The organism is Actinoallomurus acanthiterrae (genome assembly GCF_054775715.1).
This window is the reverse complement of sequence record NZ_BAAHCO010000001.1, coordinates 9,904,931-9,931,003: the sequence shown is the minus strand read 5'-3', so window position 1 is coordinate 9,931,003 and position 26,073 is coordinate 9,904,931. Positions and strand designations below refer to the sequence as shown.

General features: G+C 72.4%; 25 protein-coding genes and 3 pseudogenes. 21 read left to right on the top strand and 7 right to left on the bottom strand.

All coding sequences use genetic code 11. The annotated features are described in order from the left end of the window. Positions 1–13: 13 nt before the first annotated feature. The 9 genes and pseudogenes from ACYVF7_RS46760 to ACYVF7_RS46720 all read left to right on the top strand — a co-directional run bounded on the left by ACYVF7_RS46760 (position 14) and on the right by ACYVF7_RS46720 (position 9,974). A complete protein-coding gene (locus ACYVF7_RS46760) occupies positions 14–1,054 on the top strand; it encodes a substrate-binding domain-containing protein (protein ID WP_433182760.1) in 1,041 nt (346 codons plus the stop codon). Between the two features lie 128 nt (positions 1,055–1,182). Further along, a complete protein-coding gene (locus tag ACYVF7_RS46755) occupies positions 1,183–3,189 on the top strand; it encodes an NPCBM/NEW2 domain-containing protein (protein ID WP_460352538.1) in 2,007 nt (668 codons plus the stop codon). A gap of 54 nt (positions 3,190–3,243) precedes the next feature. Then, a pseudogene (locus tag ACYVF7_RS46750) lies at positions 3,244–3,390 on the top strand (ATP-binding cassette domain-containing protein); the annotation flags it as partial. A gap of 82 nt (positions 3,391–3,472) precedes the next feature. Beyond that, positions 3,473–4,183: pseudogene (locus ACYVF7_RS46745) on the top strand (ATP-binding cassette domain-containing protein); the annotation flags it as partial. A 47-nt stretch (positions 4,184–4,230) separates the two neighbouring features. Further along, a complete protein-coding gene (locus ACYVF7_RS46740) occupies positions 4,231–4,761 on the top strand; it encodes an ATP-binding cassette domain-containing protein (RefSeq protein ID WP_460352536.1) in 531 nt (176 codons plus the stop codon). Further along, a complete protein-coding gene (locus tag ACYVF7_RS46735; protein ID WP_460352535.1) occupies positions 4,758–5,786 on the top strand; it encodes an ABC transporter permease in 1,029 nt (342 codons plus the stop codon). Before ACYVF7_RS46740 ends, ACYVF7_RS46735 begins: the two co-directional genes overlap by 4 nt. Before the next feature lie 153 nt (positions 5,787–5,939). Further along, positions 5,940–6,710, top strand: coding sequence for an HAD family hydrolase (locus ACYVF7_RS46730; protein WP_460352533.1), 771 nt, complete (start codon positions 5,940–5,942; stop codon positions 6,708–6,710). After that, positions 6,707–9,058, top strand: a complete 2,352-nt coding sequence (locus ACYVF7_RS46725; RefSeq protein WP_460352531.1) for a glycoside hydrolase family 65 protein — start codon at positions 6,707–6,709, stop codon at positions 9,056–9,058. Before ACYVF7_RS46730 ends, ACYVF7_RS46725 begins: the two co-directional genes overlap by 4 nt. A gap of 52 nt (positions 9,059–9,110) precedes the next feature. After that, the gene (locus ACYVF7_RS46720; RefSeq protein ID WP_460352529.1) at positions 9,111–9,974 is read left to right on the top strand and encodes a LysR family transcriptional regulator; all 864 of its coding nucleotides are present in this window, start codon (positions 9,111–9,113) and stop codon (positions 9,972–9,974) included. An 11-nt stretch (positions 9,975–9,985) separates the two neighbouring features. Here the strand turns inward: ACYVF7_RS46720 and ACYVF7_RS46715 are convergent, their stop codons facing one another. After that, positions 9,986–10,426: a DUF3515 domain-containing protein gene (locus ACYVF7_RS46715; RefSeq protein ID WP_460352527.1), complete on the bottom strand. Its 441-nt coding sequence runs from the start codon at positions 10,424–10,426 to the stop codon at positions 9,986–9,988. Between the two features lie 95 nt (positions 10,427–10,521). Beyond that, entirely contained in the window at positions 10,522–10,755 is a 234-nt protein-coding gene (locus ACYVF7_RS46710; RefSeq protein ID WP_460352525.1) for an Lrp/AsnC family transcriptional regulator, read from the bottom strand. A gap of 61 nt (positions 10,756–10,816) precedes the next feature. On the opposite strand from ACYVF7_RS46710, the pseudogene ACYVF7_RS46705 reads away from it, so the two are divergent. The 3 genes and pseudogenes from ACYVF7_RS46705 (at position 10,817) to thiD (ending at position 13,240) form a co-directional block, all read left to right on the top strand. After that, a pseudogene (locus ACYVF7_RS46705) lies at positions 10,817–11,730 on the top strand (thiamine-phosphate kinase). Between the two features lie 87 nt (positions 11,731–11,817). Beyond that, entirely contained in the window at positions 11,818–12,417 is a 600-nt protein-coding gene (locus tag ACYVF7_RS46700) for a cellulose binding domain-containing protein (protein WP_460352523.1), read from the top strand. 10 nt (positions 12,418–12,427) lie between these two features. Then, the gene (thiD, locus tag ACYVF7_RS46695; protein ID WP_460352522.1) at positions 12,428–13,240 is read left to right on the top strand and encodes a bifunctional hydroxymethylpyrimidine kinase/phosphomethylpyrimidine kinase; all 813 of its coding nucleotides are present in this window, start codon (positions 12,428–12,430) and stop codon (positions 13,238–13,240) included. A 184-nt stretch (positions 13,241–13,424) separates the two neighbouring features. On the opposite strand, the gene ACYVF7_RS46690 is transcribed toward thiD, so the two are convergent. Further along, a complete protein-coding gene (locus ACYVF7_RS46690) occupies positions 13,425–13,661 on the bottom strand; it encodes a hypothetical protein (RefSeq protein ID WP_460352521.1) in 237 nt (78 codons plus the stop codon). Between the two features lie 461 nt (positions 13,662–14,122). On the opposite strand from ACYVF7_RS46690, the gene ACYVF7_RS46685 reads away from it, so the two are divergent. Further along, the gene (locus ACYVF7_RS46685) at positions 14,123–14,332 is read left to right on the top strand and encodes a hypothetical protein (RefSeq protein ID WP_460352519.1); all 210 of its coding nucleotides are present in this window, start codon (positions 14,123–14,125) and stop codon (positions 14,330–14,332) included. Positions 14,333–14,469: 137 nt separating this feature from the next. On the opposite strand, the gene ACYVF7_RS46680 is transcribed toward ACYVF7_RS46685, so the two are convergent. Both ACYVF7_RS46680 and rpmB read right to left on the bottom strand, forming a co-directional pair. Further along, the gene (locus tag ACYVF7_RS46680; protein ID WP_460352517.1) at positions 14,470–14,961 is read right to left on the bottom strand and encodes a metallophosphoesterase family protein; all 492 of its coding nucleotides are present in this window, start codon (positions 14,959–14,961) and stop codon (positions 14,470–14,472) included. Between the two features lie 180 nt (positions 14,962–15,141). After that, entirely contained in the window at positions 15,142–15,339 is a 198-nt protein-coding gene (rpmB, locus tag ACYVF7_RS46675; RefSeq protein WP_252776270.1) for a 50S ribosomal protein L28, read from the bottom strand. A gap of 330 nt (positions 15,340–15,669) precedes the next feature. Between rpmB and ACYVF7_RS46670 the strand changes: the two genes are divergently transcribed. The 5 genes from ACYVF7_RS46670 to ACYVF7_RS46650 all read left to right on the top strand — a co-directional run bounded on the left by ACYVF7_RS46670 (position 15,670) and on the right by ACYVF7_RS46650 (position 21,169). Beyond that, positions 15,670–17,235, top strand: a complete 1,566-nt coding sequence (locus ACYVF7_RS46670) for a DAK2 domain-containing protein (RefSeq protein ID WP_460352515.1) — start codon at positions 15,670–15,672, stop codon at positions 17,233–17,235. 103 nt (positions 17,236–17,338) lie between these two features. Then, positions 17,339–19,528 carry an ATP-dependent DNA helicase RecG gene (recG, locus tag ACYVF7_RS46665; protein ID WP_460352513.1) on the top strand — a complete coding sequence of 730 codons (2,190 nt, stop codon included), beginning with the start codon at positions 17,339–17,341 and terminating at the stop codon, positions 19,526–19,528. A gap of 130 nt (positions 19,529–19,658) precedes the next feature. Then, positions 19,659–19,736 (top strand): putative leader peptide, encoded by a 78-nt coding sequence (locus ACYVF7_RS46660; protein WP_360903234.1) that lies wholly within the window; start codon positions 19,659–19,661, stop codon positions 19,734–19,736. An 89-nt stretch (positions 19,737–19,825) separates the two neighbouring features. Beyond that, positions 19,826–20,449 (top strand): HEAT repeat domain-containing protein, encoded by a 624-nt coding sequence (locus ACYVF7_RS46655; protein WP_460352512.1) that lies wholly within the window; start codon positions 19,826–19,828, stop codon positions 20,447–20,449. Positions 20,450–20,590: 141 nt separating this feature from the next. Beyond that, the gene (locus tag ACYVF7_RS46650) at positions 20,591–21,169 is read left to right on the top strand and encodes a hypothetical protein (RefSeq protein ID WP_460352510.1); all 579 of its coding nucleotides are present in this window, start codon (positions 20,591–20,593) and stop codon (positions 21,167–21,169) included. Here ACYVF7_RS46650 and ACYVF7_RS46645 read toward each other — a convergent pair. After that, positions 21,116–22,639 (bottom strand): MDR family MFS transporter, encoded by a 1,524-nt coding sequence (locus tag ACYVF7_RS46645; RefSeq protein WP_460352508.1) that lies wholly within the window; start codon positions 22,637–22,639, stop codon positions 21,116–21,118. The genes ACYVF7_RS46650 and ACYVF7_RS46645 overlap by 54 nt on opposite strands. A gap of 106 nt (positions 22,640–22,745) precedes the next feature. Here ACYVF7_RS46645 and ACYVF7_RS46640 point away from each other — a divergent pair, with 106 nt between their 5' ends. After that, the gene (locus tag ACYVF7_RS46640; RefSeq protein ID WP_460352506.1) at positions 22,746–23,486 is read left to right on the top strand and encodes a TetR/AcrR family transcriptional regulator; all 741 of its coding nucleotides are present in this window, start codon (positions 22,746–22,748) and stop codon (positions 23,484–23,486) included. A gap of 317 nt (positions 23,487–23,803) precedes the next feature. Here the strand turns inward: ACYVF7_RS46640 and ACYVF7_RS46635 are convergent, their stop codons facing one another. Continuing rightward, a complete protein-coding gene (locus ACYVF7_RS46635) occupies positions 23,804–24,529 on the bottom strand; it encodes a hypothetical protein (protein WP_460352504.1) in 726 nt (241 codons plus the stop codon). A 397-nt stretch (positions 24,530–24,926) separates the two neighbouring features. Between ACYVF7_RS46635 and rsmD the strand changes: the two genes are divergently transcribed. Beyond that, positions 24,927–25,493, top strand: coding sequence for a 16S rRNA (guanine(966)-N(2))-methyltransferase RsmD (gene rsmD, locus ACYVF7_RS46630; protein WP_460352502.1), 567 nt, complete (start codon positions 24,927–24,929; stop codon positions 25,491–25,493). Between the two features lie 29 nt (positions 25,494–25,522). Then, positions 25,523–26,002 (top strand): pantetheine-phosphate adenylyltransferase, encoded by a 480-nt coding sequence (coaD, locus tag ACYVF7_RS46625; protein ID WP_360903199.1) that lies wholly within the window; start codon positions 25,523–25,525, stop codon positions 26,000–26,002. Positions 26,003–26,073 lie beyond the last annotated feature (71 nt).

The window sequence follows — 26,073 nt, the reverse complement described above, 5'->3', positions numbered from 1 at the left end:
AGGAAGGCAGAGCATGGCGCGAACACGCACGCTCGGCGGCGCCCTCATCGCGATCGCCGTCGCCTTCGGCCTTACCGCCTGTTCGTCAGGAAAGGAGAGCACCTCCACCAACGCGAGCAAGAAGGTCTCCGGAAAGATCACGATCGCCTACCTGCAGAAGCAGGGGGACCAGCAGTACTTCATCGACGAAGCCTCGGGCGCCCAGGCCAAGGCCAAACAGCTGGGCGACGTGGACGTCAAGGTCGTCAACCTCGGCAACGACACCAACAAGGCCGTCTCGGAGACCCAGGCCGCCATCGCGCAGAAGGCCACCGGCGTGATCATCGTCCCGCCGGACCCGGCCGTCGGCCCCCAGATCGTGCAGACGGCCGCCGCCGCCAAGGTGGCCCTGCTGTCCAGCGACGACCAGATCTGCAAGACCGGTACCGACCCGTCGAAGTGCCCCAAGGACCAGCTCGCGCCCCGCGTCGGCTTCTCCGGCACCCAGATGGGCACGCAGGTCGGGCAGCGCGCCGGCGAGGAGTTCAAGAAGGCGGGCTGGAAGGCGGCCGACACGGCGATCATCGCCGCCTGGAAGCAGGACGTGACCGTGTGCACCGATCGGGTGGTCGCGGCGCAGTCGGCGTTCGAGCAGGCGGCCGGGACGAAGGTGCGCGTCGTCAAGGTCGGTACCGACAACACCCCGCCCGATGCCCAGTCCAAGACCGCCGCGGCCGTCTCCGGGAACCGCTCGGTCAAGCACTGGGTGGTCTGGGGCTGCAACGACGAGAACGTCTCCGGCGCCGTCAACGCCATCCAGAACGCCGGGTACAAGGCCGCCGACATCGACGGCGTCGGGCTCGGCGCGTACCTCGCCTGCAAGGACTGGGGCTCCGGCAAGCAGACCGGCATGAAGGCCGCGCTGTTCATCAACGGCTACGACGTCGGCGGGCTCGCCGTCCAGACGATGGTCGACTACCTGCGCAACGGCAAGGCCATGCCGCAGGAGGCCTTCGCCCCCACCAAGATGGTCGACCCGACGAACTGGCGGCAGTCCGGCGTGAAGTGCACCTGATCCACCGCGGATCCCCCGAACGTGACCGGTGGACATCCTCCGCCGTCCATCGGTCGCCGGGGACGGGGCGGCGCCACTACGCCGCTCCGTCCCCTCGTGCGCAATCCCCGACCCCTGAGGAGACGAGCATGCGCACCGTCCATTCCATCACCTCCGCCCTCGCCGCGCTGGCGATGAGCGCCGCATCCGCGGTGGCGCTCACGTTCGCGTCGGCGCCGCCGGCCGCGGCGCTCGAGAACGGCCTCGCCAGGACCCCGCAGATGGGGTTCAACAACTGGAACGCCACGCACTGCGGCGCCGACTTCAACGAGGACATGGTCAAGGGCATCGCCGACCTGTTCGTGTCCTCGGGCCTGAAGGACGCCGGGTACCAGTACGTCAACCTCGACGACTGCTGGGCCGAGAAGGACCGCGACGCGAACGGCGACTACGTCCCGAACCACACGAGGTTCCCGCACGGCATCAAGTCGCTCGCCGACTACGTCCACTCCAAGGGCCTGAAGTTCGGCCTCTACACCAGCGCCGGCACGCTGACCTGCGCGCAGACGATGCCCGGCTCGCTCGGCCACGAGCAGCAGGACGCGAAACTGTGGGCGTCCTGGGGCGTGGACTACCTGAAGTACGACAACTGCAACAACCAGGGCGTCGACGCGGTCAAGCGGTACACGGCCATGCGCGACGCGCTGGCCGCCACGGGCCGGCCGATCCTGTTCTCGATGTGCGAGTGGGGCGAGAACAAGCCGTGGACGTGGGCCAAGGACGTCGGCAACTCCTGGCGCACCACCGGCGACATCTCCGACTCGTACTCCTCGATGCTGTCGATCGTCCACCAGAACATGGCGCTCGCGCCGTACGCCGGGCCCGGGCACTGGAACGATCCGGACATGCTCGAGGTCGGCAACGGCGGCATGACCGACACCGAGTACAAGTCGCACTTCAGCCTCTGGTCGGAGATGGCCGCGCCGCTGCTGATCGGCAGCGACCTGCGCAAGGCCACCGCCGCCACCATGAAGATCCTCACCAACCATGAGGTCATCGCGGTCGACCAGGACCCGCTCGGCGTCCAGGGCGCCCCGATCAGCACCGACGGCGGCCGCGACGTCTTCGTCAAGCCGCTGCAGAACGGCGACCGGGCCGTCGCGCTGTTCAACGAGTCCGACGCGCCACAGCGGATCAGCACCTCGGCGACGGCGGCCGGCCTGCCCGCGGCGCCCGGCTACACGGTCCGCGACCTGTGGGCGCACACGACCCGCGAGACGGCCGGAACACTCGCGGCGACCGTTCCCGCGCACGGGACCGTTCTGCTCCGGGTCTCGGCGGACCGCAAGTGGGCCCTGCACCCGCCGGCCGTGGACGTCGGCGTCGGCCTGCCGGTGGCCTACCCCGGTGGCCTGCCGATCGTGCAGCCCGGCACACCGGTCACCGTGACGACGACGGCGACCAACGCGGGGCGGCTGCCCGCGCTCGCGGTCCGCACCGGTCTCACCGCGCCGGACGGCTGGACCGTACGGGCCGCGTCCCGGCGGAGCACGCCCGCCCTCGGCACCGACAGGTCCTTCACCACCTCCTGGACCGTCACCCCGCCGCAGGACGCCGCCGCCGGCGCGTACGACCTGACCGCGACGACCACGTACGTGGGCGCCTCGGCCGGGTCGACCGTCCAGGCGACCGTCATGAAGTTGACGACCCCGTCGTCCGGAACGACGTACCTGAGCGACCTGCCCTGGGTGCGCGCGTCGAACGGCTGGGGGCCGGTGGAGAAGGACATGAGCAACGGTGAGACGGCGGCCGGCGACGGCCACCCGATCACCATCAACGGCGCCGTCTACAAGAAGGGCCTGGGCGCGCACGCGCCGAGCACCATCGAGTACTACGCCGCCAAGAAGTGCACGTCCGTGGCGGCCGACGTCGGCGTGGACGACGAGAAGACGACCAACGGCTCGGTGACCTTCGAGATCTGGGCCGACGGCAAGAAGGTCGCCGACAGCGGCCTGCTCACGACCGCCGACCCGGCGGCGCACCTGACCGCCGGCGTCGGCGGGGCGAGCTTCGTCCGCCTCATCGTCACCGACGGCGGCAACGGGAACGACAGCGACCACGCCGACTGGGCGGACGCCCGCATCACCTGCACCTGATCACCTGGCGGGGCGGCCCGCGGGCCGCCCCGCCTCACCGGCCGAGGAGGCCGCATGACGGAACTGCGCGCCGTGGGCATCGGAAAGCGGTTCGCCGGGGTGCGCGCCCTGGACGACGTCACGCTGGACTTCCCCGGCGGCGCCGTCACCGCCCTCATGGGCGAGAACGGCGCGGGGAAGTCCACCCTCATCAAGATCATCAATGGCGACTACCTGCCGGACGGCGGACAGGTGATCCTCGACGGCGCGCCGCTCGCCCTGCACGCCCCCGCCGACGCCCGGCGTGCCGGGCATCCGGGTGATCCCGCAGGAGCCCGAGATCGTGCCGCACGTCTCCGTGGCCGAGAACGTCTACCTCGGCGCGCTGCCCCGCAAGGCCGGCCGGGCGTTCGACCGGGCGGGGCTGCGCGCCCGCGTCCGGGAGGACCTGCGGCGGCTCGGCTTCGAGCGCGTCCTCGACCCCGACGCCCTCGGCTCGCGCCTCACGCCCGCGCAGCGGCAGCTCGTGGAGATCCTCCGCGCCCTCACCACCGACGCGAAGGTCATCGCCTTCGACGAGCCGACCTCCTCCCTGTCGGAGAACGAGGTGGAGGCGCTGTTCGACCTGATCCGGCGGCTCCGGGAGCAGGGCCTCGCGGTCGTCTACGTGTCCCACCGGATGCAGGAGATCTTCCGGATCGCCGACCGCATCGCCGTCCTGCGCGACGGCGGGCTGGTCGGCGTCCGCGACGTCGACCGGACCGATGAGGCCGAGATCGTCCGGATGATGGTCGGCCGCGACCTGTCGGACATGTTCGCCCGCGAGCACAGCGCCACCGACGAGGTCGTCCTCGAGGTCGACTCCGTGACCACCGACGACGTCCAGGACGTCGGCCTCTCCGTACGGGCGGGCGAGGTCGTCGCGCTGGCCGGGCTGGTCGGCGCCGGCCGGTCCGAACTGGCGGGCGCGATCGTCGGGGACCTGCCGATCCGCTCCGGGCAGGTGCGCGTCGCCGGCGGCCCCTGCGCCTCCGGCGGCCCCGCGACGCCGTACGGGCCGGCATGGGCTACGCCCCGGAGGAGCGCAAGGCCCAGGCCCTCCTCCTGGAGCGCTCGGTGCGCGACAACACCTCCCTCGCGGTGCTCGACCGGCTTCGCCGCTTCCGGTTCGTCCGGCGCGCCGAGGAGCGCCGCCTCACCCGGGAGTACGTCGACCGGCTGAACGTCCGCACCCCCGACATCGAGCACGAGGTGCGCAAGCTGTCCGGCGGCAACCAGCAGAAGGTCGTCCTGGCGCGCTGGCTCGCCCGCAAGCCGAAGGTGCTGATCCTCGACGAGCCCACGCGCGGCATCGACGTCGGCGCCAAGGCCGAGATCTACCACCTCATCGACGACCTCGCCCGGTCCGGCGTGGCCATCCTCGTCATCTCCTCCGAGCTCCCCGAGGTGCTCGGGCTCGCCGACCGCGTCGTCGTGATGCAGAACGGCCGCGTCACCGGAGAGCTCGACCGCTCCCAGGCCACCGAGGAGGCCATCCTCGAACTCGCCATGGCCGAGGACCTGTCCACGACCGTGCAGGAGGGACCAGCATGACCAGGACGACCACTTCCCGCGAGCCGGTGGACGCCGAGCCCAGGGAAGGGGTGCCGCGCCGGATCCTCACGGCGATCGGCCCCCAGAACATCAGCCTGGTCGCCGCCCTCATCGTCGTCGTCGCCATCTTCACGTTCCTGAACTCCGGCTACCTGACCTGGTCCAACGTCCAGGTCATCGGCGAGGCCGCCACCGTCGCCGGCCTCCTGGCGGTCGTGCAGACCGTCGTCATCATCTGCGGCGCGATGGACATCTCCGTCGGCTCCCAGGCCGGCGTCGCCTCGGTGATCTCCGCGATGGCGTTCATGTCGACCGGGCACAATCCGTTCCTCGGCATCGCCGCCGCGATCGGCGTCGGGATCGTGGCCGGCCTCGTCAACGGCCTCGTCATCGTGTACGGCCGCGTCAACCCCGTGATCGCGACACTGGCCACCCTCGCCGCGTACAAGGGCATCGCCCAGCTGATCTCCGGCGGCCGCGCGCAGGGCTTCGTCCTCGGCGACGACCTGTTCATCTTCATCGCGCGCGGCCGGATCGCCGGGCTGCCGGTGCAGGTCTGCATCCTGCTGGTGGTCGCGCTGGCGATCCACCTGATGCTCAAGTACACCGACGTCGGGCGGAACATCTACGCCATCGGCGGCAACGACACCGCCGCGCGGCTCGCCGGGATCAACATCAACAAGTACCTGATCGCGGTGTACGCGCTGGCCGGGATCATCGCCGCGCTCGCGGGCATCATCCTCACCGCCCGGACCGGCTCCGGGCAGCCCACCAGCGGCAGCGAGGGCCTGGAACTGCAGTCGATCACGGCGGCCGCGCTCGGCGGCGCGGCGCTGAAGGGCGGCAAGGGCGGGGTCGCGGGCACGCTGCTGGCCGTCCTCCTGCTCGGCGCCCTCAACAACGGCCTCAACGTCGTCGGCGTCAACACCTTCTGGCAGAACGTCGCCCAGGGCGCCCTGCTCGTGATCGCGGTCATCATCCAGCAGCGCCGTACGGGCGAGCGGGCGGTCGGCCTGCCCACCTGATCCCCAGCCGGCCTGCCCACCTGATCCGCTCCCAGGGCGGTCGGCCTGCCCACCTGATCCCCAGCCGGCCTGCCCACCTGATTCGCCCCGGCCGCGCTTATCCCAAGGGCATGGGGTACGCATGTGTCATCGCCGATCGCGGGAGGAAGACACATGCTCGGACTGCCGGACGGGGTCACGGCCCTGCTGTTCGACATGGACGGGGTGCTGACGCGCACCGCCACGGTGCACGCCGCGGCGTGGAAGGAGATGTTCGACGAGTTCCTCCGGGAGCGTGAGGGACCGTCGTACCGGCCGTTCGACCCGGTCAAGGAGTACGACGAGTACGTCGACGGCAAGCGCCGGGAGGACGGGACCCGGTCGTTCCTGGAGTCGCGCGGCATCACGCTGCCCGAAGGGTCGCCGGACGACCCGTCCGGTGCCCCGACGATCCAGGGACTCGGTAAGCGGAAGAACGAGCTCGTCCTGCGCAAGCTCGCCGAGGACGGCGTCGAGGTCTACCCCGGGTCGGTGCGCTACGTCCAGGCCGCCCGCGCGGCCGGCCTGCCGACCGCGGTCGTGTCGTCCAGCGCCAACACCGCCCAGGTCCTCGACGCCGCCGGCATCGCCGGCTTGTTCGACGCGCGCGTCGACGGGCTGACCGCCCAGGAGCGCGGGCTGGCGGGCAAACCGGCGCCCGACATGTTCCTCGCCGGGGCCGCGGCGCTCGGGGTGCCGCCGGCGCGGGCGGTGGTGTTCGAGGACGCGCTCGCCGGCGTGCAGGCGGGCCGCGCGGGCGGCTTCGGGTTCGTCGTCGGCGTCGACCGGATCGGTCAGGCCGCCGAGCTGATGGCGCACGGCGCGGACCACGTCGTCAAGGACCTGGAGGAGCTCCTGGGCGGCGACGGCACGCCGGCCGCGCGGGACGGACGGGAGGGCGCATGATCCGGCAGACCGCCTACACGGTCGAACCGTGGTGCGTCCGGGAGCAGAGCCTGGACCTGGACATGCTCGCGCAGAGCGAGTCGGTGTTCGCGCTGTCCAACGGGCACATCGGCCTGCGCGGAAACCTCGAGGAGGGCGAGCCGCACGGGCTGCCCGGCACCTACCTCAACTCCGTCTACGAGCTGCGGCCGCTGCCGTACGCCGAGGCCGGCTACGGCTATCCCGAGTCGGGCCAGACGGTCATCAACGTCACCAACGGGAAGCTGTTCCGGCTGCTCGTCGAGGACGAGCCGTTCGACGTCCGCTACGGCGAACTGCGCTCCCACGAGCGGGTGCTCGACTTCCGGGAGGGCACCCTCACCCGGAACGTCGAGTGGACGTCCCCGGCCGGGGACTCGGTGCGGGTCCGCACCGTCCGGATGGTCTCGCTGGTGCAGCGGGGCGTCGCCGCGATCCACTACGAGGTCGAGGCGGTCGACCGGCCGGTGCGCGTCGTCGTGCAGTCCGAGCTGGTCGCCAACGAGTCGCTGCCCGACATGGGCAAGGACCCGCGGATGGCCGGGCGGCTGGAGTCCCCGCTCGTCGGCGAGGAATCGGTCGCCGACAAGGACACCGCCGTCATGGTGCACCGCACCCGCCACAGCGACCTGCGCGTCGCCGCGGCGATGGGCCATGAGATCGAGGGCCCCGAGCACACCGTGAACATGGACGGCTTCGAGGACGTCTGCCGCTACACGGTGGCCACCCGCCTGCAGCCCGGCGAGCGACTGTGCCTCGTCAAGTACCTCGCCTACGGCTGGTCCAGCCGCCGATCCCGGCCCGCCGTGCACGACCAGGTGATCGCCGCGCTGGCCGCCGCGAAGATGACCGGCTGGGACGGGCTCGTACGGGAACAGCGGGAGCTCCTCGACGACTTCTGGGCGGGCGCCGACGTCGAGCTGGACGGCGACGCCGAGGTCCAGCAGGCCGTGCGGTTCGGCCTGTTCCACACGCTGCAGGCAGGCGCCCGCGCCGAGCGCCGCCCGATCCCGGCGAAGGGCCTGACCGGTCCCGGCTACGACGGTCACACGTTCTGGGACACCGAGATGTTCGTGCTGCCGCCGCTGACCTACACCCGCCCGGACGCGGCCGCGGACGCCCTGCGCTGGCGGCACTCGACACTCGACCTCGCCAAGGAACGGGCCGAGCAGCTCGGGCTGCGGGGCGCCGCGTTCCCCTGGCGGACGATCGCCGGTCAGGAGTGCTCCGGATACTGGCCGGCCGGTACGGCGGCGTTCCACATCAACGCGGCCATCGCCGACGCCGTCATCCGCTACGTCGACGCCACAGCGGACGAGGACTTCGCCCGCGACGTCGGGCTCGAAGTCCTCGTGGAGACCGCGCGGCTGTGGCGCAGCCTCGGCCACCACGACGCCAAGGGGAGGTTCCGCATCGACGGCGTCACCGGCCCGGACGAGTACAGCGCGATCGTCGACAACAACGTCTACACGAACCTCATGGCCCAGCGGAACCTCCGGGCCGCCGCGGACCTGGCCGAGCAGTACCCGGAGCAGGCGCGCCGGATGGGCGTCACCGAGGAGGAGACGGCGGAGTGGCGCGACGCCGCGGCCGCCGTCGTCATTCCCTGGGACAAGCGGCTCGAGGTGCACCCGCAGAACGAGGGCTTCACCCACCACGCGCGGTGGGACTTCGAGAACACCCCGTCCGACCACTACCCGCTGCTGCTCAACTATCCGTACTTCGACATCTACCGCAAGCAGGTCGTCAAGCAGGCGGACCTCGTGCTGGCCATGCACCTGCGCGGGGACGCGTTCACGGACGACCAGAAGGTCCGCAACTTCGTGTACTACGAGGGCCTGACGGTGCGCGACTCATCGCTGTCGGCCTGCACTCAGGCGGTCATGGCGGCCGAGACCGGCCATCTCGAACTCGCCCACGACTACCTCGGCGAGGCCGCCCTCATGGACCTGCGGGACCTGGAGCACAACACGCGCGACGGACTGCACATCGCCTCCCTCGCGGGCGCCTGGAACGCCCTCGTCGCCGGGTTCGGCGGGATGCGCCAGTACACCGCGCGGCTGTGCTTCGCGCCCCGGCTGCCTCCGGGCATCTCGCGGCTGGCGTTCCGGATGAGGTTCCGCGGCCGGCGCCTGCGGGTCACCATCACCCACGACGAGACGGTGTACGAGCTCCTGAGCGGCGACCCGCTGCAGATCGAGCACCACGGGCAGCCGGTGAACCTGAACGGCGGCGCCGTGCGGATGGACGTCCCCCCGCCGCCGTCCCGGCCCGCCCCCGCCCAGCCACCCGGCCGCGAACCGGCCCGCCGCGACAAGACCACCCGGTAGAGGAACTCCCGGATCTGTGTGATCATCGTCACAGGGGCGGGAAGGGGAGCGCGTGGACGTGCGTCAGATGCGGTACGTCCTCGCCGTCGCCCAGACCGGGAGCGTGCGCCGGGCCGCCCAGCTGCTGAGCGTCGCGCAGCCGACCCTCTCCCAGCAGCTCGGCATCGTCGAGCGGGAGGTGGGCGCGCCGCTGTTCGAGCGGACGGCGCGCGGCATGCGGCTCACCCCCGTCGGCGAGGTCTTCGCCGCACACGCGGAGGGCCTGCTCGGCGTCTTCGACGAGGCGCTGACGGCGGTGGCCGACGCGGTGGCGGGAGACGTCGGCGGGCTGCGGCTCGCGGTCGCCGACGGGCTGTCCGACGTCCTGCGGGCCATCCTCGCCGGTCTGCGCGGCCTCGCCCCCGACGTCCGCGTGCGAATGGCCCGGATGCGCACGGCCGAGCAGGTCACGCAGATCGTCCAGGACGAGATACAGGCGGGGCTCGGCTACCGGCCGGCGCCGGTCGCCGAGGGGGTCTCCCGCCTGGTCGTCCACCGGGCCCCGATCCGGGCGCTGCTGCCGCGCGGCCACGCGCTCGCCGGCCGGGACGCCCTCTCCCTCGCCGACCTGGCCGAGGAGCCGCTGATCCTGCCGAGGACCGCCGAGGCGGCGCACTTCGTCGACCAGTTCGTCGGGCGCGGCCTGCACCCGAGGTTCGGCCCGGCCGCATTCGGCCACGACCTGGTCCCCGCGCTCGTCGCGGCGGGCGAGGGCTACACCCTGTGCGTCCGGCCGGCGGCGCAGGTCCCCCCGGGCGTGGTGTTCCGGCCGATCCTCGAACCCATGCCGCCGATCGAGGTGGTGCTGCTGTGGCGCCGCGAGGCCGGAGGCGCCCTCCCGGCCCTCGTCGCCGCGGCACGGCACGTCGGCCTGTAACGGGGGCGCCGCTACAGGGTGGCGTCGGAGTTGGCGGGGATCGTCGCCTTGATCGCGCCGGTGAGCTCGTTCAGCACGTCGCCCGGCGGGGCGTACTTTCCCGGCACCGTCACCTCGACGTACGCGTGCCGGCCGACGGCGGTGAACGTCACCGGCCGGTCCGGCGGCTGCGGCAGCCAGGACACTCCGTTGATCACGGCGAGCTGGGCCGTGAGATTCTGCAGCCCGGCCGGCCGCGGAACGCCACAGCGCACCGCGATCGCCGGGGACCCCCAGGCGGTGACGTAGGGCGAGCGTGGCGTGGTGTCCCGGCGTTTCAGCCCGTGCAGGCGCTGCGGCAGCCGGTCGCGCAGCGTACGGCACAGCGACACGGCCGACGCCGGCGGACTGGGAGCGGGCACCTCGACCTCGCCCGCCCCGCACCCGGCCGCGAACACCGACAGCGCCGCCACGATCGGAGGCGCCCACTGGATCCGCTTCGCGGACGGACCGCCCGCCGCCGGCGAAGGTCCAGTGGTGCAGACTGGCAGCAGGGAGGGCACCGAACTCAGATGTGGACGATGGGGCAGGTCAGGGTCCGTGTGATCCCCTCGACGGACTGGATCTGCGCGACCACGAGCCTGCCGAGCTCGTCGACGTTGTTGGCCGTGGCACGGACGATCACGTCGTACGGCCCGGTGACGTCCTCGGCGAGGGTGACCCCGGAGATGCCGGAGATCTCGCGGGCCACGTCGGCAGCCTTGCCGACCTCGGTCTGGATGAGGATGTAGGCCTGCACCATCACGTCCTCCCTGAAGCTGCCGTCAGCGGTAACCGTACCGTGTCTTGATCGGAGGTGGGTCATCACCATCGGGGAACTCGGCGAGTTCGGGTTGATCGCGCGAATCGCCGCACGTCTGGGCCACGGGCCCGAGGTCGAACTGGGGCCCGGGGACGACGCCGCGATCGTGCGCGCCCCGGGCGGACGCGTCGTCGCGACGACCGATCTGCTCCTCGAAGGGCGTCACTTCCGCCGCGACTGGTCCCCGCCGTACGACATCGGGCGAAAGGCCGCCGCGCAGAACCTCGCGGACGTCGTGGCGATGGGCGCCCGGCCCACCGCGCTGCTGCTCGGGTTCGGCGCTCCTCCGGACACCACGCTGGAGTGGGTCGACGGGTTGTGCGACGGACTGCGCGACGAGTGCGCGCAGGTCGGGGCGTCGATCGCCGGAGGCGACATCGTCCGCGGCGAGACGGTCCTGCTCGCGGTCACCGCGCTCGGCGCCCTGGACGGCCCGGCGCTCACCCGGTCCGGCGCGCGGCCCGGCGACGTCGTCGCGGTCGCGGGACGCCTGGGACACGCCGCAGCGGGCGTGGAGCTGCTGTCCGAGGGACGGCGGAGCCGGCCGACCTGATCGACGCGCACCGGCGCCCACGGCCGCCGTACGCCGCGGCGCTGGGGGCCCGGGAGCTCGGCGCGACCGCGATGCTCGACGTGAGCGACGGCCTCGTCCAGGACCTCGGGCACGTCGCCGACGCCTCCGGGGTCCGGATCGAGATCGACGGCGCGGCCGTGCCGGTCCCGCCCGTACCGGACGGCCTGCGGCTGGCGCTCACCGGAGGTGAGGACCACGCGTTCGCGGCGACGTTTCCGCAAGGATTGACGTTGCCTCCCGAGTGGCGGACGATCGGCCGGGTGGTCGAGGGACCCGCCGAGGTGGTGGTCGACGGGAAGACATACGGCCCTGGCGGGTGGGACCATTTCCGTCTGTCGTAGCGGTGAGTTGTCGCTGATCGCATCGGCGGTCTGGTAGGCATGGGTCGTGTGCTTTTGGTATACATCCCGAGACCGGAGAGGGACGGGATGGGACGACACACCAGGAAGCCGGAGGACGGCGCGCGGGTGGATCCGGGGGACGACCGCCCAGGCCGGGACTGGCGGATCGGCAAGATGCCGCTCCTGCCGACGGTCGCCGGTGTCCTGGCGCTCGGTGCGATCGTCTCCGCCTTCAGCACGCAGCAGATCTCACTGAACTTCGCGGGCGGCACGCCGTCCGGGGGCGCGTCGCCGATCGTAACGGTCTCGGGACCGCCCGACCAGCCGCGCGGGCACACGACGGGCAACGACGGGCGGGTCAGCCGTGGCGCCGCTCGTTCCGGCGTCGTCGTCACCGTCCGCACGGTCTCGGCGTCCGCGCGCGGGTTCCAGGGCGAGGCGACGATCGTCAACCGTGGCACCACCACGGTCAAGGGCTGGACGCTGGTGCTCCGCTATGCCCAGGCGAGGATCAGCGCCGTGTCCGGCGGCAGGGCGGGCCGCACGGGGACGGTCCTCGTCGTCCGGAACCTCGCCACCCGGCCCTCGATCGCTCCGGGCCGGACGGTCAGGGTGCGGTTCACGGCCACCGGGACCGCCACCGCGCCGGCCGGCTGCAGCTTCAACGGGAAGGCCTGCCGACCGTAGAGTTGGCGGCATGACCACACCGCCCCGGGTCCTGACGATCGCCGGCTCCGACTCCGGAGGCGGTGCCGGCATCCAGGCCGACCTGAAGACGATGCTCGCCCTCGGCGTCCACGGGATGAGCGTGATCGCGGCGGTCACCGCCCAGAACTCCCTCGGCGTCCAGGGCTACTGGGAGCTTCCCGCCGAGGCCGTACGCGCCCAGCTCGACTCGGTGCTGTCCGACATCGGCGCCCAGGCCGTCAAGACCGGCATGCTCGCCTCCTCGGTGCTCGTGGAGACTGTGGCCGAGGCGCTGTCCGACGTCGACGCCCCGGTCGTGGTGGACCCGGTGGGCGTGTCCAAGCACGGCGACCCGCTGCTGGCCCCGGAGGCCGTCGGCGCGGTGCGCGGGGCGCTGCTCCCGGTCGCCACCGTCGTCACCCCGAACCTCTGGGAGGTCGAGCAGCTGACCGGCGTCAAGGTCGAGGACGAGAGCGGGATGCGCAGGGCGGCGGAGGCGGTCAAGGAACTCGGCCCGCGCTGGGTGCTGATCAAGGGCGGTCACCTTCCCGGCGAGCCGGTCGACCTGCTCTTCGACGGTACGACGGAGCACCGCTTCCCCGGACGCCGGCTCGACAACATGCACACGCACGGCACGGGATGCACGCTCGCGTCGGCCATCGCCTCCCACCTCGCGCGCGGGGAGGACGTCGTCGCCGCGGTCGGACGGGCCAAGGAGTACGTCACCGGGGCGATCGAGCATGGCTTCCCCCTGGGAGGCGGCATCGGCCCAGTGGATCACGCCTGGGAGTACCACCGCGCCCAGCCGGCCGCCCGGCCCTGACGGATTACCGCGCCCAGCGGGTCGCCCGGCCTCGGCACGCGGGAGTATCACCGCGCCCAGCCGTCGCCCGGCCCTGACCCGTGCGGGGTCCCGCGCCTGTCGCGCGGGACCCCGATGTCGGGGAACGGCGTCCTGGCGACGCCGTTCGGTGGGTCAGGTCAGATGATCTCTCGCTGGGGACCGGCTAGCACCAGTCGTCTCCCCAATCCCAGCCGCCGTCCCAGCCCCAGTCGTCGTCGTCCCAGCCCCAGCCCCAGCCGTCGCTGATGAGGTGGGTGGCGACGTGCCCGGTGGTGACCTGCTGGGGCGCTGCGCTGACGGGCTGAGCACCGGCCGGCGCGGCTGCGCCCAGGGCGAGGCCCGTGGCTCCGGCGAAGGCTGCTCCTGTGATGGCGAGGGCGATCCGCTTCGGAATTCTCATTGGACACCTCTTTGTGGTTGCCGGACTAGGTGTTGCACGCGCCAGGCCATTAGCCGATATGCGGTGCTATCCACCTACACTCGACCCCGCATCACGCCTCGAATCAACCCATAAGTAGCTAAAGGATGAGATTTCACCTCTACTTGGCGCGTGCTCAGTGTGCCCTTTGGTGGCCTGGTGAGGGGTGCCGGGGACCGGCGCTCGGGCGGCGGTTCGGCGCTGCACGGGCGGATTCGCCGCCGCCATCGCGGGGTGTCAAGGGCGCGAAGATCGTAAATAAAGAATGTCGCGCGATGTGCCCCTTGAGGGGTCAAATAGTGCATCGCGACGGTTTCATTGGTCGATTCCGCATGGGCGGACATTGTCGAGTCGGCCGCAAGGCGGAAGGATATAAACGGGCAATTGCCCTGAGCGTCGTCGGGAGGGCCCGGCGTCACCTACGACGCAAGGAGGTGTCCATCATGCGCACACCGAAGAAGCCGGCCATCGTCATCGCGGGGCTGTCACTGGCCGGGGCCATCGCACTCGCCTGTGGAGGGGCCCGTACGCCCCCGATGGCGGCGGCACCGCACCACGTAGCCGCCGGCCACGCCGGCCACGCGGGCGACGGCTGCGACAACTGGGGAGACTGCTGGGACACTTGGGGCGGTGGCGGCGACTGGGGGTGGTGAGCGCCCGGCTCAGGTGACGGTCCGGGGCCGAGCGCCCGGCTCGGCTGACGGCCCGGGGCGGTGAACACCTGGCTCAGATGACGGTCTGGGCGTGAGCGCCCGGCTCGGCTGACGGCCTGGAGTGGTGGCCGCCCCGCTCAGGTGACGGGGACGATCCTCGCGCCGAGCAGGCGGCCATCGTCGATGTCGAGCAGGCCGATCGTGCCGTGCGGCTGGCGCCGGCGGTCGGTCGGCGAGCCCGGGTTGAAGATTCGCAGCCCCTCGCCGGCCTCGTCGAGCGGGATGTGCGAGTGCCCGAAGACGACCAGGCGGGCCTCCGGGAACCGGCGGCGCATGCGGGCGAGCCGGCCCTTGGCCGGACCACTGTCGTGGATCATCGCCACCGGGAGGCCCGCCAGGTCGAACTCCCGGGTCTCCGGCGCTCCCCACGCCGCGACGTCCGCGCCGTCGTTGTTGCCGAGCACGGCGTGTACGGGCGCGTAAGCGGCGAGTTCGTCGAGGACCGAGGGAACGCAGACGTCCCCGGCGTGCAGGATCAGGTCGGCGTCCCGCAGGTGCGCGGCCACCGCGGGCGGGCAGCCCCGCCAGCGCCGGGGAGCGTGCGTGTCCGCGAGCGCCACGACTCTCATGCGGTGCATGATGCCCGGACCCGGCAGTCGCATGCTCCCGCGGTGAGGAGATGCGGCGGCACGAGGAGAAAGCCGGTACGGCATGAAATCGGCCGGTCCGTGTGTGGAACGGACCGGCCGATCAGTGTGCCCGGTGAGAGCACAGTCCGAGGGCGCCTCGCGGCGCTCGGGAACGCGTCGTCAGCGTGCGACGGGCCGGGTGACCTTGCCGGCCTTGATGCACGACGTGCAAACGTTGATCCGCTTGGTGGTGCGGCCGACGACCGCTCGCACCCGCTGGATGTTCGGGTTCCAGCGGCGCGGGGTGCGGCGGTGCGAGTGAGAGACGCGCATGCCGAACCCCGGCCCCTTGCCGCAGATTTCGCAGACAGAAGCCATGGGATGCGCTCCAAAGTGTTTGGAAGGGTGGAAGCCCGGAGTCGGGCGCTCGTCAAAAGGGTCCCCGAGGGGACCCAACTCGTTAAGACTAGCCGACACCCGCCCGAAGAGGCGAATCGAGCCGGTCTCCGCGCGGGGCCGCCGCCCGAGCCCGGCGCGGCTACGACGCGCGTACGGGCCGTCGCGCCCATTCGTCCGGGGGGTTTGGGCGAAGCCGTAGCCGACGCTGCGGCGTCGCGCTCGACGCCCGCCGAGCCGCTGTGCCGATCGCACCGGTGTGGTGGAGACCACCGAGTGAGTAAGTCTAGTCTGACGGGTCTGGGAGGTGGCGTGGGCGAGGTTCTCGACGCCGCGGCGGTACGACGCTGGTGCCGGCTGGCGGCGGACGCGCTGGGCCGGACGCGCGCCGGGATCGACGCGCTCAACGTGTTCCCCGTGCCCGACGGCGACACCGGGACCAACCTTCACCTGACGCTGCTGGCCGCGGCCGAACGCCTCGACGGGCTGCCCGAGGACACGGACGCCGCGACCGTGTGGCGCACCCTCGCCCAGGGCGCGCTCTTCGGCGCCCGCGGCAACTCCGGCGTGATCCTCAGCCAGATGCTGCGCGGCATGGCCGACGTGCTCGGCGCCGGCGGCGGCCTGGACGCGGCGCTGCGGAACGCCGCCGACCTCGCGTACGGGGCCGTGGCCCATCCGGTCGAGGGCACCATGCTCAGCGTCCTGCGAGAGGCGGCGCAGGCGACTCCCCACGACGCCGACCCTCCCGTCGCCGCGTGGGCGGCGGCGGAGCGGGCCCGGGACGCCCTGCGGCACACCCCGGAGCGCCTGGACGTGCTCGCCCGTAACGGCGTGGTCGACGCCGGTGCCGCCGGGCTGTGCGTCGTCCTCGAGAGCCTGGCCGCCGTCGTCAGCGGGGAGTTCCCCGAGACGTACGAGGTGCCGCGCCGGAGCCAGGACCACCCGCCGGAGGCCCCTCCGGCGGCGGGACCGGACGGCGGGGCGTACGAGGTGATGTACCTCCTCGACGCCGGCGAGGGCGCGGTCACGGACCTGCGCGCGGAGCTCGACGCGCTCGGCGACTCCCTCGTCGTGGTCGGTGGCGACGGCCTGTGGAACGTCCACGTGCACACCGACGACGCCGGGGCCGCGATCGAGGCCGGAATGCGCGCCGGCCGCCCGCACCGCCTCCGGGTGTCGTACCTGGACGCCGCGGACCACCGCCCGGCCCGCCGTACCGGCCGGGGCGTCGTCGCGGTGACCGCCGCCGAGGGGCTCGCCGGCCTGCTGGAGGAGCACGGCGCCCGGGTCGTACGCCGGGTTCCCGGTCACACCCCCGCCCTCGCCGAGCTGGGCGAGGCGATCGCGGCCGCCGGGGACGACGTGATCGTGCTGCCCGACGACGAGACCGTCCTCGCCGTCGCGGAGGCGGCCGCGCGGCGGGCCCGGGAGGACGGCGTACGCGCCGCGGTCGTCCCGGCGAAGGCGTCCGTGCAGTGCCTGGCGGCGCTCGCGGTCCACGACCCGCTGCGCCGCTTCGAGGACGACGTGATCGCCATGACCCACGCAGCGGGCGCGACGCGGTCCGGGCGGCTGGAGACCGCACGGGGGGAGGCGGTCACCAGCGTCGGGATGTGCCGTCCCGGCGACGTCCTCGGCCTGATCGACGGCGACGTCGCCGTCATCGGCGCGGATCCGCCCGCGGTCGCCGCGGCCGTGGTGGACCGGATGCTGTCGGCCGGGAGCGAGCTGGTGACGCTGATCGTCGGCGACGGCGCGCCGGAGGACCTCGCCGACCGGGTCCGCGAGGGACTGCACGCCGTACGGCCCGACGTCGAGGTCGCCGTCTACCTTGGCGGGCAGGATCGTCATCCGCTCCTCATCGGAGTCGAGTAGACCCCGCCGGAGCGTTCTGTCCGGTCGGGGTGACCGGTTCGCCGCTCCCTGTCCGGCCGAGCCGGTAGAACAGAGGGAGTCAGGCTGGTAATAGGAAGGTTCCGTGACGACACTCGACACGCCGCTGACGAAGGTGGTGGGTGCGAAGGCGGCCAAGAAGCTGGTCGCCCTCGACCTGCACACGGCCGGCGACCTGCTCCGCCACTACCCGCGCCGCTACGCCCAGCGGGGTGAGCTGACCGATCTGGTCGGCCTCGCCGAGGGCGAGTACGTCACGGTGATGGCCGAGGTCGAGAAGGTCCAGGGGCGGCGGATCACCAAGCGGCCCGGCTACATCCTCGAGGTCGTCGTGACGGACGGCCGGGGGCGCCTGACCCTCACCTTCTTCGGCAACGGCGCGCACATCCCCGAGCGGGAGCTGCCCCCGGGCACACGCGGGCTGTTCGCCGGGAAGGTCTCGTTCTACCGGGCCGGGCAAGGGGTCAAGCGGCAGCTGGTCCATCCGGAGTACAAGGCGGTGAGCGCGCGGGAGGGCGCCGACGCGGCGCGGGAGTTCGCCGAGGAGCTGATCCCCGTGTACCCGGCGACCAAGGGCCTGACCTCCTGGCAGATCGGCGACTGCGTCCGGATGGCTCTCGACACCGTGGACGTGGGGACCGACGCCCTGCCGGAGCCGGTGCGCAGGAGGCACCGGCTGGTCGGGCTCGCCGAGGCGTACCAGGGCATCCACCGGCCCGCGGACATGGCCGAGGCCGGCCGCGCGCGGAAACGGCTCAAGTGGGACGAGGCGTTCGTCCTGCAGACCGCCCTCGCCCAGCGACGGCGCGACGCCGTGGCGCTCCCGGCGACGCCGAGGGCATCGCGGGAGGACGGTCTGCTCGCCGAGTTCGACGAGCTGCTGCCGTTCACGCTCACCGAGGGGCAGCGGGCCGTCGGGGAGGAGATCGCCGCGGACCTGGCCCGCGAGCACCCCATGCACCGCCTGCTGCAGGGCGACGTCGGCGCCGGCAAGACGATCGTCGGCCTGCGCGCGATGCTGCAGGTCGTCGACGCGGGCGGGCAGGCGGCGCTGCTCGCCCCCACCGAGGTCCTGGCCCAGCAGCACCACCGGTCGATCGTGAGCATGCTCGGGCCGCTCGCCGAGGCGGGCCGGCTCGGCGGCGCCGAGCACGGCACCCGCGTCGCCCTGCTGACCGGCTCGCAGGGGGCCAAGGCCCGGCGTGCGGGCCTGCTCGACGCGGCCTCGGGCACCGCCGGCATCGTCGTCGGCACGCACGCGCTCCTGCAGGAGCACGTCCAGTTCGCCGACCTGGGCCTCGTCGTGATCGACGAGCAGCACCGGTTCGGCGTCGAGCAGCGCGACGCGCTGCGGGAGAAGGCCACCGGCGGCCGCCCGCACGTCCTGGTCATGACCGCCACCCCGATCCCGCGCACCGTCGCCATGACCGTGTACGGCGACCTCGACACCTCGTCGCTCACCCAGCTGCCGGCCGGGCGGTCCCCGATCGCCACCCATGTCGTCCCCACCGCCAACCGGGCGTACTGGAACCGCGCCTGGGAGCGCATCCGCGAGGAGGTCGTCCAGGGCCGGCAGGCGTACGTCGTCTGTCCCCGCATCGGCGAGACGGAGGGCGACGAGGGCGACCTGTCCGCCGGGGAGACGGACGGGGAGGCACGGCGCCCGCCTCTGGCCGTGCTCGACGTCGCTCCCAAGCTCTCCGAGGGCCCGCTGAACGACCTGCGGATCGGCGTCCTGCACGGCCGGCTGCACCCGGACGACAAGGACGCCCTGATGCGGCGGTTCGCCGCCGGCGAGGTCGACGTCCTCGTCGCCACCACCGTCATCGAGGTCGGCGTCGACGTGCCCAACTCCACGGTCATGGTCGTCCTGGACGCCGACCGGTTCGGGGTGTCCCAGCTGCACCAGCTGCGCGGTCGGGTCGGCCGTGGCAAGTACCCGGGGCTGTGCCTGCTCGTCACCGACGCGGAGGAGGGGTCCAAGGCCCGCGAACGCCTCGACGCGGTCGCCTCCACGCTCGACGGCTTCGAGCTGTCGCGGCTCGACCTGGAGCAGCGTCGCGAGGGTGACGTCCTGGGGGAGAGCCAGTCCGGGCGGCGGTCCAGCCTCCGGCTGCTGACCCTGCTGAAGGACGAGGACATCATCAAGGAGGCGCGCGCCGAGGCCGGCGCGCTCGTCGAGCAGGACCCGGAGCTCACGGAGCATCCCGCGCTCGCGGCCGAGCTGGCCGCCCTGATCGACGAGGAACGCGCGGAGTACCTCGAGAAGACCTGACCCCGGCCAGGTCGGTGGGGTGCCGTCGCCCCGGAGAAGACCTGAGCCCCGCTTCTGCCGGTCTCACTGTCGAAGGGATTTCCCACTGAGTCGGTTGACAAAATAGGGAAGGCGGGTTCACGATCGAACGGTGTACCGGAGAGATCCGCTGATCGCGCGGCTCCACGTCGACCTGCGGCGTCAGGCCAGCGCTCTCTGTCGCGGTTGAGTCCCCGTTCCCGGGCCGCGCGTCGCGGCCCCGTCCCGCGCGGGGAGGACGAGTTCTCCCGACGCCCGTCAGACTCTCCGGAGGAACACATGACCGTCATCGACCTGCCGGTATTGCCGAGCGCATCGCGCACCGACGAGGAGACCGGCAACCGGCTCGCCCGCGCGCTCGGCGACCGGGACGCCCGCGTCCGCCGCGCCGCCGCCGGAGCCCTCATCGACGAGCGGGAGGTGCTCATCGGCGAGGAGGGCGTCCGCGCGCTCGTCGAGGCGGCGGACGCCGCCGACGACTCCTACGTACGCGAGGTGGCCACGGAGCTGGTGCGCGCCATGCGGGCCGCCGCCTGGGACATCTACGCGCCGGCCCTGCGCCGCGACGACGCCGGCCGCGCCGAGACGATCCGCGGCCTGGTCGTCCTCAAGGCCACGGCCGAACTCGGCGAGATCGCCCTGACCGATCCGTCCTGGAGGATCCGTGAACGCGCGGTGACCGCTCTCGGCACACTCGGGCCCCGCGCGGCGGTCGGACCGCTGACCAGCGTGCTCGACGACGACGTCGTGGCCGTCCGCCGCGCCGCCGTCCAGGCCCTGGCCCGCTGGGCCGCCGACCGGCACTACGCCCGCTCGGCCCTCACGACCGCTCTGGCCGACCCGGACCCGGGCGTACGCGCCGAGGCCCGCTGGGCCCTCGCCGTGCCCCCGCCCCGGCCCTGACCGGGCGGACGACGGGACGCCGACGGCCGGCGTCCGTTTCTTGCCTGAGTGTCGTGTGTGAATCCGCGATGTCGATCACGGTCGGCCGACGCGCCGGGGAAGACCTGGCCGCGATCTTCCTTCCGTGGTTACGCTCCCGCAGTGGAGGAGAAGAGCGACTTTCCGGTCCCCATCGCCGCGGCGCCCGCCTATCTGATCGCCTCCCTGGCCGCCGTCTCGGCCGTCGGCGCGCTGCTCATGCTCGTCACGGTGGGGTACCTGCTGATCGCGATGCGGCGGCTGTCGGAACAGGCCGCGGCCGGTGCCGTGTTCGTCATCTTCCCGCTCCTCGGGCTCGGGCTGCTCGGCTCCGCCGTCGGCATGGCGTTCCTCGCCCGCGCGGAGTTCCGGCTGCTGCGGACCCCGCCCGTGTTCACGGCCGCGGGCGTACGGCTGCGGGTGTTCGCGCGGCGCGGGTACGACGTGTTCGTCCCCTGGGAGCGTGTCTCACGGCTGCGCGTCGCCGAGAAGGGGCCCCGGCCGTACCTCCTGGTCGACGTCGCCGACGCGGAGGAGCTCGCCGGCGACGACGCGGGCCGGGCCGAGCGTCTGCGCCGGACCGCCGAGCGGTTCGAGGGCGCCGCGTTCGTGTACGGGCTGCGCGGCGCCCTCATCGACGTCGAGGACCTAGGCGCGGTCGTCCACCGGCTCAGCGACGGGGCCGTCGCCCTCGACTACTGAGACCGCCGGCGGCCGGCGCCGGGGGAGGAGCAGGATCGGCACGACCGCCGCCGCGGCGATCGCGAACGCCCACCAGAAGCCGGCGCCGAACGCGTGGGCCAGGCGGGACGGCAGGTCCGGTGACCGTACCCGGCTCACGGAGGCGAGGCTCCCGCTCGCGCCCGGGACCTCGTGGCGGATGGAGATCTGCAGAGCCACCGCCAGGGCGGCGACGCCGAAGGAACTGCCGACCCGTACGACGATGTTGCTCGCCGTCGTGGCCGCCGGCACCGCCGCCCTGTTCAGGCGAAGGTACGCGGCCGCCATCAGCGACGGCATCATCATGCCGTGGCCGATCCCCACCACGAGCATGGCCGCGCCCAGGAGAAGCCTGCTCGTGTCGGCGCCCAACCGGGTGTACGCCGACAGCCCGGCCAGCACGACGACGAGCCCGGACACGGCCAGCACGCGGGAGCCGACACGGTCCGTGAGCCGTCCCGCGACCGGCATGCTGAGCGCCGCGCCGATCCCCATGGGGGCCAGCAGCAGCCCGGCGTGCAGTGGGCTGTCGGAGCGCACCGTCTGGAGGTACAGCGGCGCCATGAACGTCACGCCGAACAGCGCCCCGACGTAGACGAACAGCGCGACGCCCGAGGCCGTGAACCCCCGGTCCCGGAAGAGCCGCACGTCGACCAGTGCGCGGTCGCCCCGGGTCAACGCGCGGACGACGAAGAGGGCGATGAGCGCGAGACCGGCGCCCGCCCAGCCGTACACCTGCGGGTCGGTGACGCCGTGGCCGTTCCCGGTCTGGGACAGGCCGTAGACGAGGGCGGCCAGGCCGGGAGAGAGCAGCACGAGGCCGAGAACGTCGAGCGGGGTGCCGGCCTGCCGGTCGGTGTCGCGGGGCAGCCAGGCGAACGCGGCCAGGAGCGCGAGCGCGCAGACGGGCACGTTCACGTAGAACATCCAGCGCCAGGACAGGTCGTCGACGATCAGTCCGCCGAGCACCGGGCCCAGGACCGGCCCGAGCATGGCCGGGACCGCGACGACGCTCATCACCCGGCCCATCCGCTCGGGGCCGGCCTTGCGGGCCAGCATCGTCTGCCCGACGGGCATGAGCATGCCCCCGCCGATCGCCTGCACGACGCGGAACGCGATGAGGCTGGTCACCGACCAGGCGGCGCCGCAGAGCACGGAACCGGCGATGAACAGGACGATCGAGGTGATCCACATCGTCCTGCCACCGAACCGCTGAACGGCCCAGCCGGTGAGCGGGATGGTCATGGCGAGGGCGAGCGTGTAGCCCGTCATCACCCACTGGATGGTGGACAGGGAGGTGTGGAAGTCGCGGCCGAGGGTGTTGATCGCCACGTTGACGATCGTCGCGTCGAGGATCGTCATCATCGCGCCGAGGACGACGACGGCGGCCAGCCGTCGAAGCTCCGGATCGAAGACCGCGTCCCCCTGCGGCCGGTCGGTGACGGAGGTCATGCCCCTGACTCCTTCGTCGTACGCTGTATCGGCATTTCGTACAGCGTATCGGCGAATCGTACGCTGTATCGATCAACAACGGAGATGGCCGGATAACCTTTTGGGCGTGAGTGCTTCGGAGCAGGTCAGCGACCGTGATCGAGCGAAAGCGCGGCCGGCGACCCCCGTCTGGGCACGAGAATCCGGCAAGCGGCGATCGACGCTGTCGCGCGAGGCGATCGTCGCGGCGGCACTGCGGATCGCCGACGCCGAAGGGCTCGCCGCCGTCTCGATCCGGCGGATCGCGACCGAGCTCGACGCCCGCACGATGAGCCTGTACTCCTACATCGACAGCAAGGCCGACCTGCTCGACCTCATGGCCGACGAGATCGCGGGCGAGGTGGTCATCCGCGAAGGGCTGCCGGCCGAATGGCGGCAGGCGATCACGATGATCGCCTGCCGGGAGCGAGAGGTCGGCCTTCGCCACCCCTGGCAGATCGACCTGGTTACCCAGAAGCCCCGTGTCATGATCGGCCCGAACGGCCTGCGGCATCTCGAGCAGTCGGTCGCGGCGCTCGCCGGCCTGCGGCTGGAGCCCCTCGACGCATGGCGGGTCATCGCGGCGGTCGACGACTACGTCCTCGGCTTCGTCAGCCGCGAGGTCCGGGAGCGGGAGATCACCCGGCACGCCGAGGCCGGCGGCCTCGAAGGCGAAGCGCTCGTCCGGCCCTACCTTCAAGGTCTCGCCGACAGCGGCGAGTTCGTGACCATCACCCCCCTGCTCAGAGAAGGCCTCCGGTTCACCGGAAGCGAGTTCGAACAGGGCCTGAACTGGATGCTCGACGGAATCGAGCGGCAGTACGGCTGAGGGACGGCGCCGGCGCGGTGTGTGCCTGCAAGCAGGGTGGGGTGCTCGGGGATTTCGGCGTTGAGACTCCGCGTCCGACGGGTCGGGGCAGGGGCGGCGCCGGCGCGGTACGGGCGCGCAGAGTGCCTCACCAGAGCAGGGATCTCGATGCTGAGGCTCCGCGTCCGGTGGGTCCGGAAGGTGCCGTCCCGGGGCGAAGCGCCCGGGGGCGGGGGCGAGGTTTGCGCGTTCGGAGTTGAGGGACGGGTCCAGACGCCGCATTCGCGCGAGGACCGGAGGGCGCCTTCGCTCGAGAGGCGCCCTCCGGTCCCGGGCGTTCAGGCGCTGAGGCGTGCCTTCGGGCGGGCGCTGATGACGGCCGCCGCCCCGGTCACCACGGCGATCACACCCAGGAACGCGAGCGCTCCGAACGGTCCGCCGGTGTACGGCAGATGCGGCAGACGCGGCGCGCCGACCGTCGACAGCTCTCCCTTGCCGGCCGGGGCGCCCAAGGGCGGCAACGGCGGGTGGGTCGCCGGAGGCTGCGCGACCGGCGGCGCGGAGCCCGGCGGCTGGGCACCCGGTGGCTGACCGCCGGGCGGCTGGGAGCCGGGTGGGCTCGGCTGGCCTGGCGGCGTGGGCTGGCCCGGCGGGGTCGGCTGGCCCGGTGCCGGCGGCGAGCCCGGTGCCGGACGGGGGGCCGAGCACCCTGCGCAGAGCCCCAGGGAGGCTCCGAGACGGGCGCGGCCCAGAGACGCGTTCACGCCGGCGGAAACGGAGGCGCGGCGCGCCGACAGGTGTACGCCGACCGGCAGGTTCACGCTGAGGCCGGAGCCGGTGGAGCGCCGTGCGGTGCTGGACGAGGTGCCGGACGTCGCATTCCGCACGGTGCGAGTGGTCCGGTCCGTCGTCTTCACGACGCCGGACACCGTTCTGGTCACGGGAGTGGTCAGGTCGCCGCCGAGACCGAGCCCGCCGGTCTCGGCGTGGGCGACACCGCTGAGGGCGGTGCCGCCGAGGATCGTCAGGCCGGCCGTCGCAGCCAGCCTCGTGCGTGTTCGCATGGGGGGATTTCTCCAGGTCGAAGGAGCGGGGGCGAGACCGGGAGACAGGGCGGCGCACGGGCCCCCGGTGACGTGGACACGCCTTCGCAGGCCGACGGCACCTTCTGGCCCCCTCCCGGTCGCGTGCGCCGGAAGGACTCGGACGCACCGTACGAACCGCGATTAGTCTGTCACGAACGGTAGTCCGTGGGAATGATCGCCCGGTCGCCCCTTACGCACGGGCACGAAGTCGGGCCGATCATGCCGATCGCCGCCCTGGTCGCCGTGCTCCTGCCGCTCGGCTCGTTCGTCCGGGAGCGGACGTCCGCCGATGAGCCCGCGGGGAGCGCCCCCGTCGCCGACCGGCTCGGGGCCGGGGCGTGGAGCGGTGCGCGCGATGGCTGGGCAGACTGGAGGGGTGACCCGACTCATCGCAGGAACGGCCGGGGGCCGGCGCATCTCGGTTCCCTCCGGCCGTGACACCCGGCCGACCAGCGACCGCGCCCGCGAAGGGCTGTTCGCCTCGATCCACTCGCTGCTCGGCGACCTGACCGGCCTGCGGGCCGCCGACCTGTTCGCGGGGTCCGGGGCGGTGGGGCTGGAGGCGCTGTCGCGCGGGGCGGCGCACGTGCTGCTGGTCGAGTCGGCGCCGCGCGCCGCCAAGGTGATCAAGGCCAACATCGACGCCCTCGGACTGCCCGGCGCCGAGTTGGTGACCGACCGCGTCGAGCGGGTGGTGCGGCGTCCGCCGCTCGAGCCGTACGACCTGATCTTCGCGGACCCGCCGTACGCCGTGAGCGACGAGGTCGTCACCCGGATGCTCGATGACCTGCGTGATCACGGCTGGCTGGCGCCGGACGCGCTGGTCGCGATCGAGCGGGCCACACGGGACGGACCGGTGCGCTGGCCGGCGGGGTATGAGGAGAGCAGGGCCCGTCGCTACGGCGAAGGGACGCTTTGGTACGGTCACGCCGCAGGTCACTGACGGCTTCCTCAGCGAAGGGTGCTCTCCTCGTGCGCCGTGTTGTCTGTCCGGGCTCCTATGACCCCGTAACCAACGGACACCTCGACATCATCAGCCGGGCGTCCCGGCTGTACGACGAGGTCGTCGTCGCGGTCCTCATCAACATTTCCAAGAAGAGCCTCTTCACCGTCGACGAACGCGTCGAGATGATCGCCGAGGTGACGAAGCAGTACGGCAACGTCGTCGTGGAGAAGTTCCACGGACTCACGGTCGACTTCTGCCGCGAGCGCGACATCCCGGTGATCGTCCGTGGTCTGCGCGCGGTCAGCGACTTCGACTACGAGTTGCAGATCGCGCAGATGAACCACCAGCTGGCCGGGGTGGAGACGATGTTCATGGCCACGAACCCGCTGTACTCCTTCCTGTCCTCCAGCCTGGTCAAGGAGGTCGCGCAGTACGGCGGAGACGTCTCCGGTCTGGTGCCCGAGCCGGTCGAGCGGCGGCTCATCCGGCGCTTCGAGCAGTCTTAGAACGGTTCTGAACGGACCACCCGCCAGGTGACGGCGGGCGGCCGAGTTGGGGAGAACGCCCGCGCGTTGGT

What these genes read in the sequence shown, in the direction of transcription:
- thiD (WP_460352522.1), top strand. Translation starts at nt 12,428, where the DNA reads ATGACCACACCGCCCCGGGTCCTGACGATCGCCGGCTCCGACTCCGGA.
- ACYVF7_RS46730 (WP_460352533.1), top strand. Translation starts at nt 5,940, where the DNA reads ATGCTCGGACTGCCGGACGGGGTCACGGCCCTGCTGTTCGACATGGAC.
- ACYVF7_RS46740 (WP_460352536.1), top strand. Translation starts at nt 4,231, where the DNA reads ATGGGCTACGCCCCGGAGGAGCGCAAGGCCCAGGCCCTCCTCCTGGAG.
- rpmB (WP_252776270.1), bottom strand. Translation starts at nt 15,339, where the DNA reads ATGGCTTCTGTCTGCGAAATCTGCGGCAAGGGGCCGGGGTTCGGCATG.
- ACYVF7_RS46645 (WP_460352508.1), bottom strand. Translation starts at nt 22,639, where the DNA reads ATGACCTCCGTCACCGACCGGCCGCAGGGGGACGCGGTCTTCGATCCG.
- ACYVF7_RS46760 (WP_433182760.1), top strand. Translation starts at nt 14, where the DNA reads ATGGCGCGAACACGCACGCTCGGCGGCGCCCTCATCGCGATCGCCGTC.
- ACYVF7_RS46700 (WP_460352523.1), top strand. Translation starts at nt 11,818, where the DNA reads ATGGGACGACACACCAGGAAGCCGGAGGACGGCGCGCGGGTGGATCCG.
- ACYVF7_RS46735 (WP_460352535.1), top strand. Translation starts at nt 4,758, where the DNA reads ATGACCAGGACGACCACTTCCCGCGAGCCGGTGGACGCCGAGCCCAGG.
- ACYVF7_RS46655 (WP_460352512.1), top strand. Translation starts at nt 19,826, where the DNA reads ATGACCGTCATCGACCTGCCGGTATTGCCGAGCGCATCGCGCACCGAC.
- ACYVF7_RS46710 (WP_460352525.1), bottom strand. Translation starts at nt 10,755, where the DNA reads ATGGTGCAGGCCTACATCCTCATCCAGACCGAGGTCGGCAAGGCTGCC.
- ACYVF7_RS46755 (WP_460352538.1), top strand. Translation starts at nt 1,183, where the DNA reads ATGCGCACCGTCCATTCCATCACCTCCGCCCTCGCCGCGCTGGCGATG.
- ACYVF7_RS46685 (WP_460352519.1), top strand. Translation starts at nt 14,123, where the DNA reads ATGCGCACACCGAAGAAGCCGGCCATCGTCATCGCGGGGCTGTCACTG.
- ACYVF7_RS46725 (WP_460352531.1), top strand. Translation starts at nt 6,707, where the DNA reads ATGATCCGGCAGACCGCCTACACGGTCGAACCGTGGTGCGTCCGGGAG.
- ACYVF7_RS46680 (WP_460352517.1), bottom strand. Translation starts at nt 14,961, where the DNA reads ATGAGAGTCGTGGCGCTCGCGGACACGCACGCTCCCCGGCGCTGGCGG.
- ACYVF7_RS46690 (WP_460352521.1), bottom strand. Translation starts at nt 13,661, where the DNA reads ATGAGAATTCCGAAGCGGATCGCCCTCGCCATCACAGGAGCAGCCTTC.
- ACYVF7_RS46635 (WP_460352504.1), bottom strand. Translation starts at nt 24,529, where the DNA reads ATGCGAACACGCACGAGGCTGGCTGCGACGGCCGGCCTGACGATCCTC.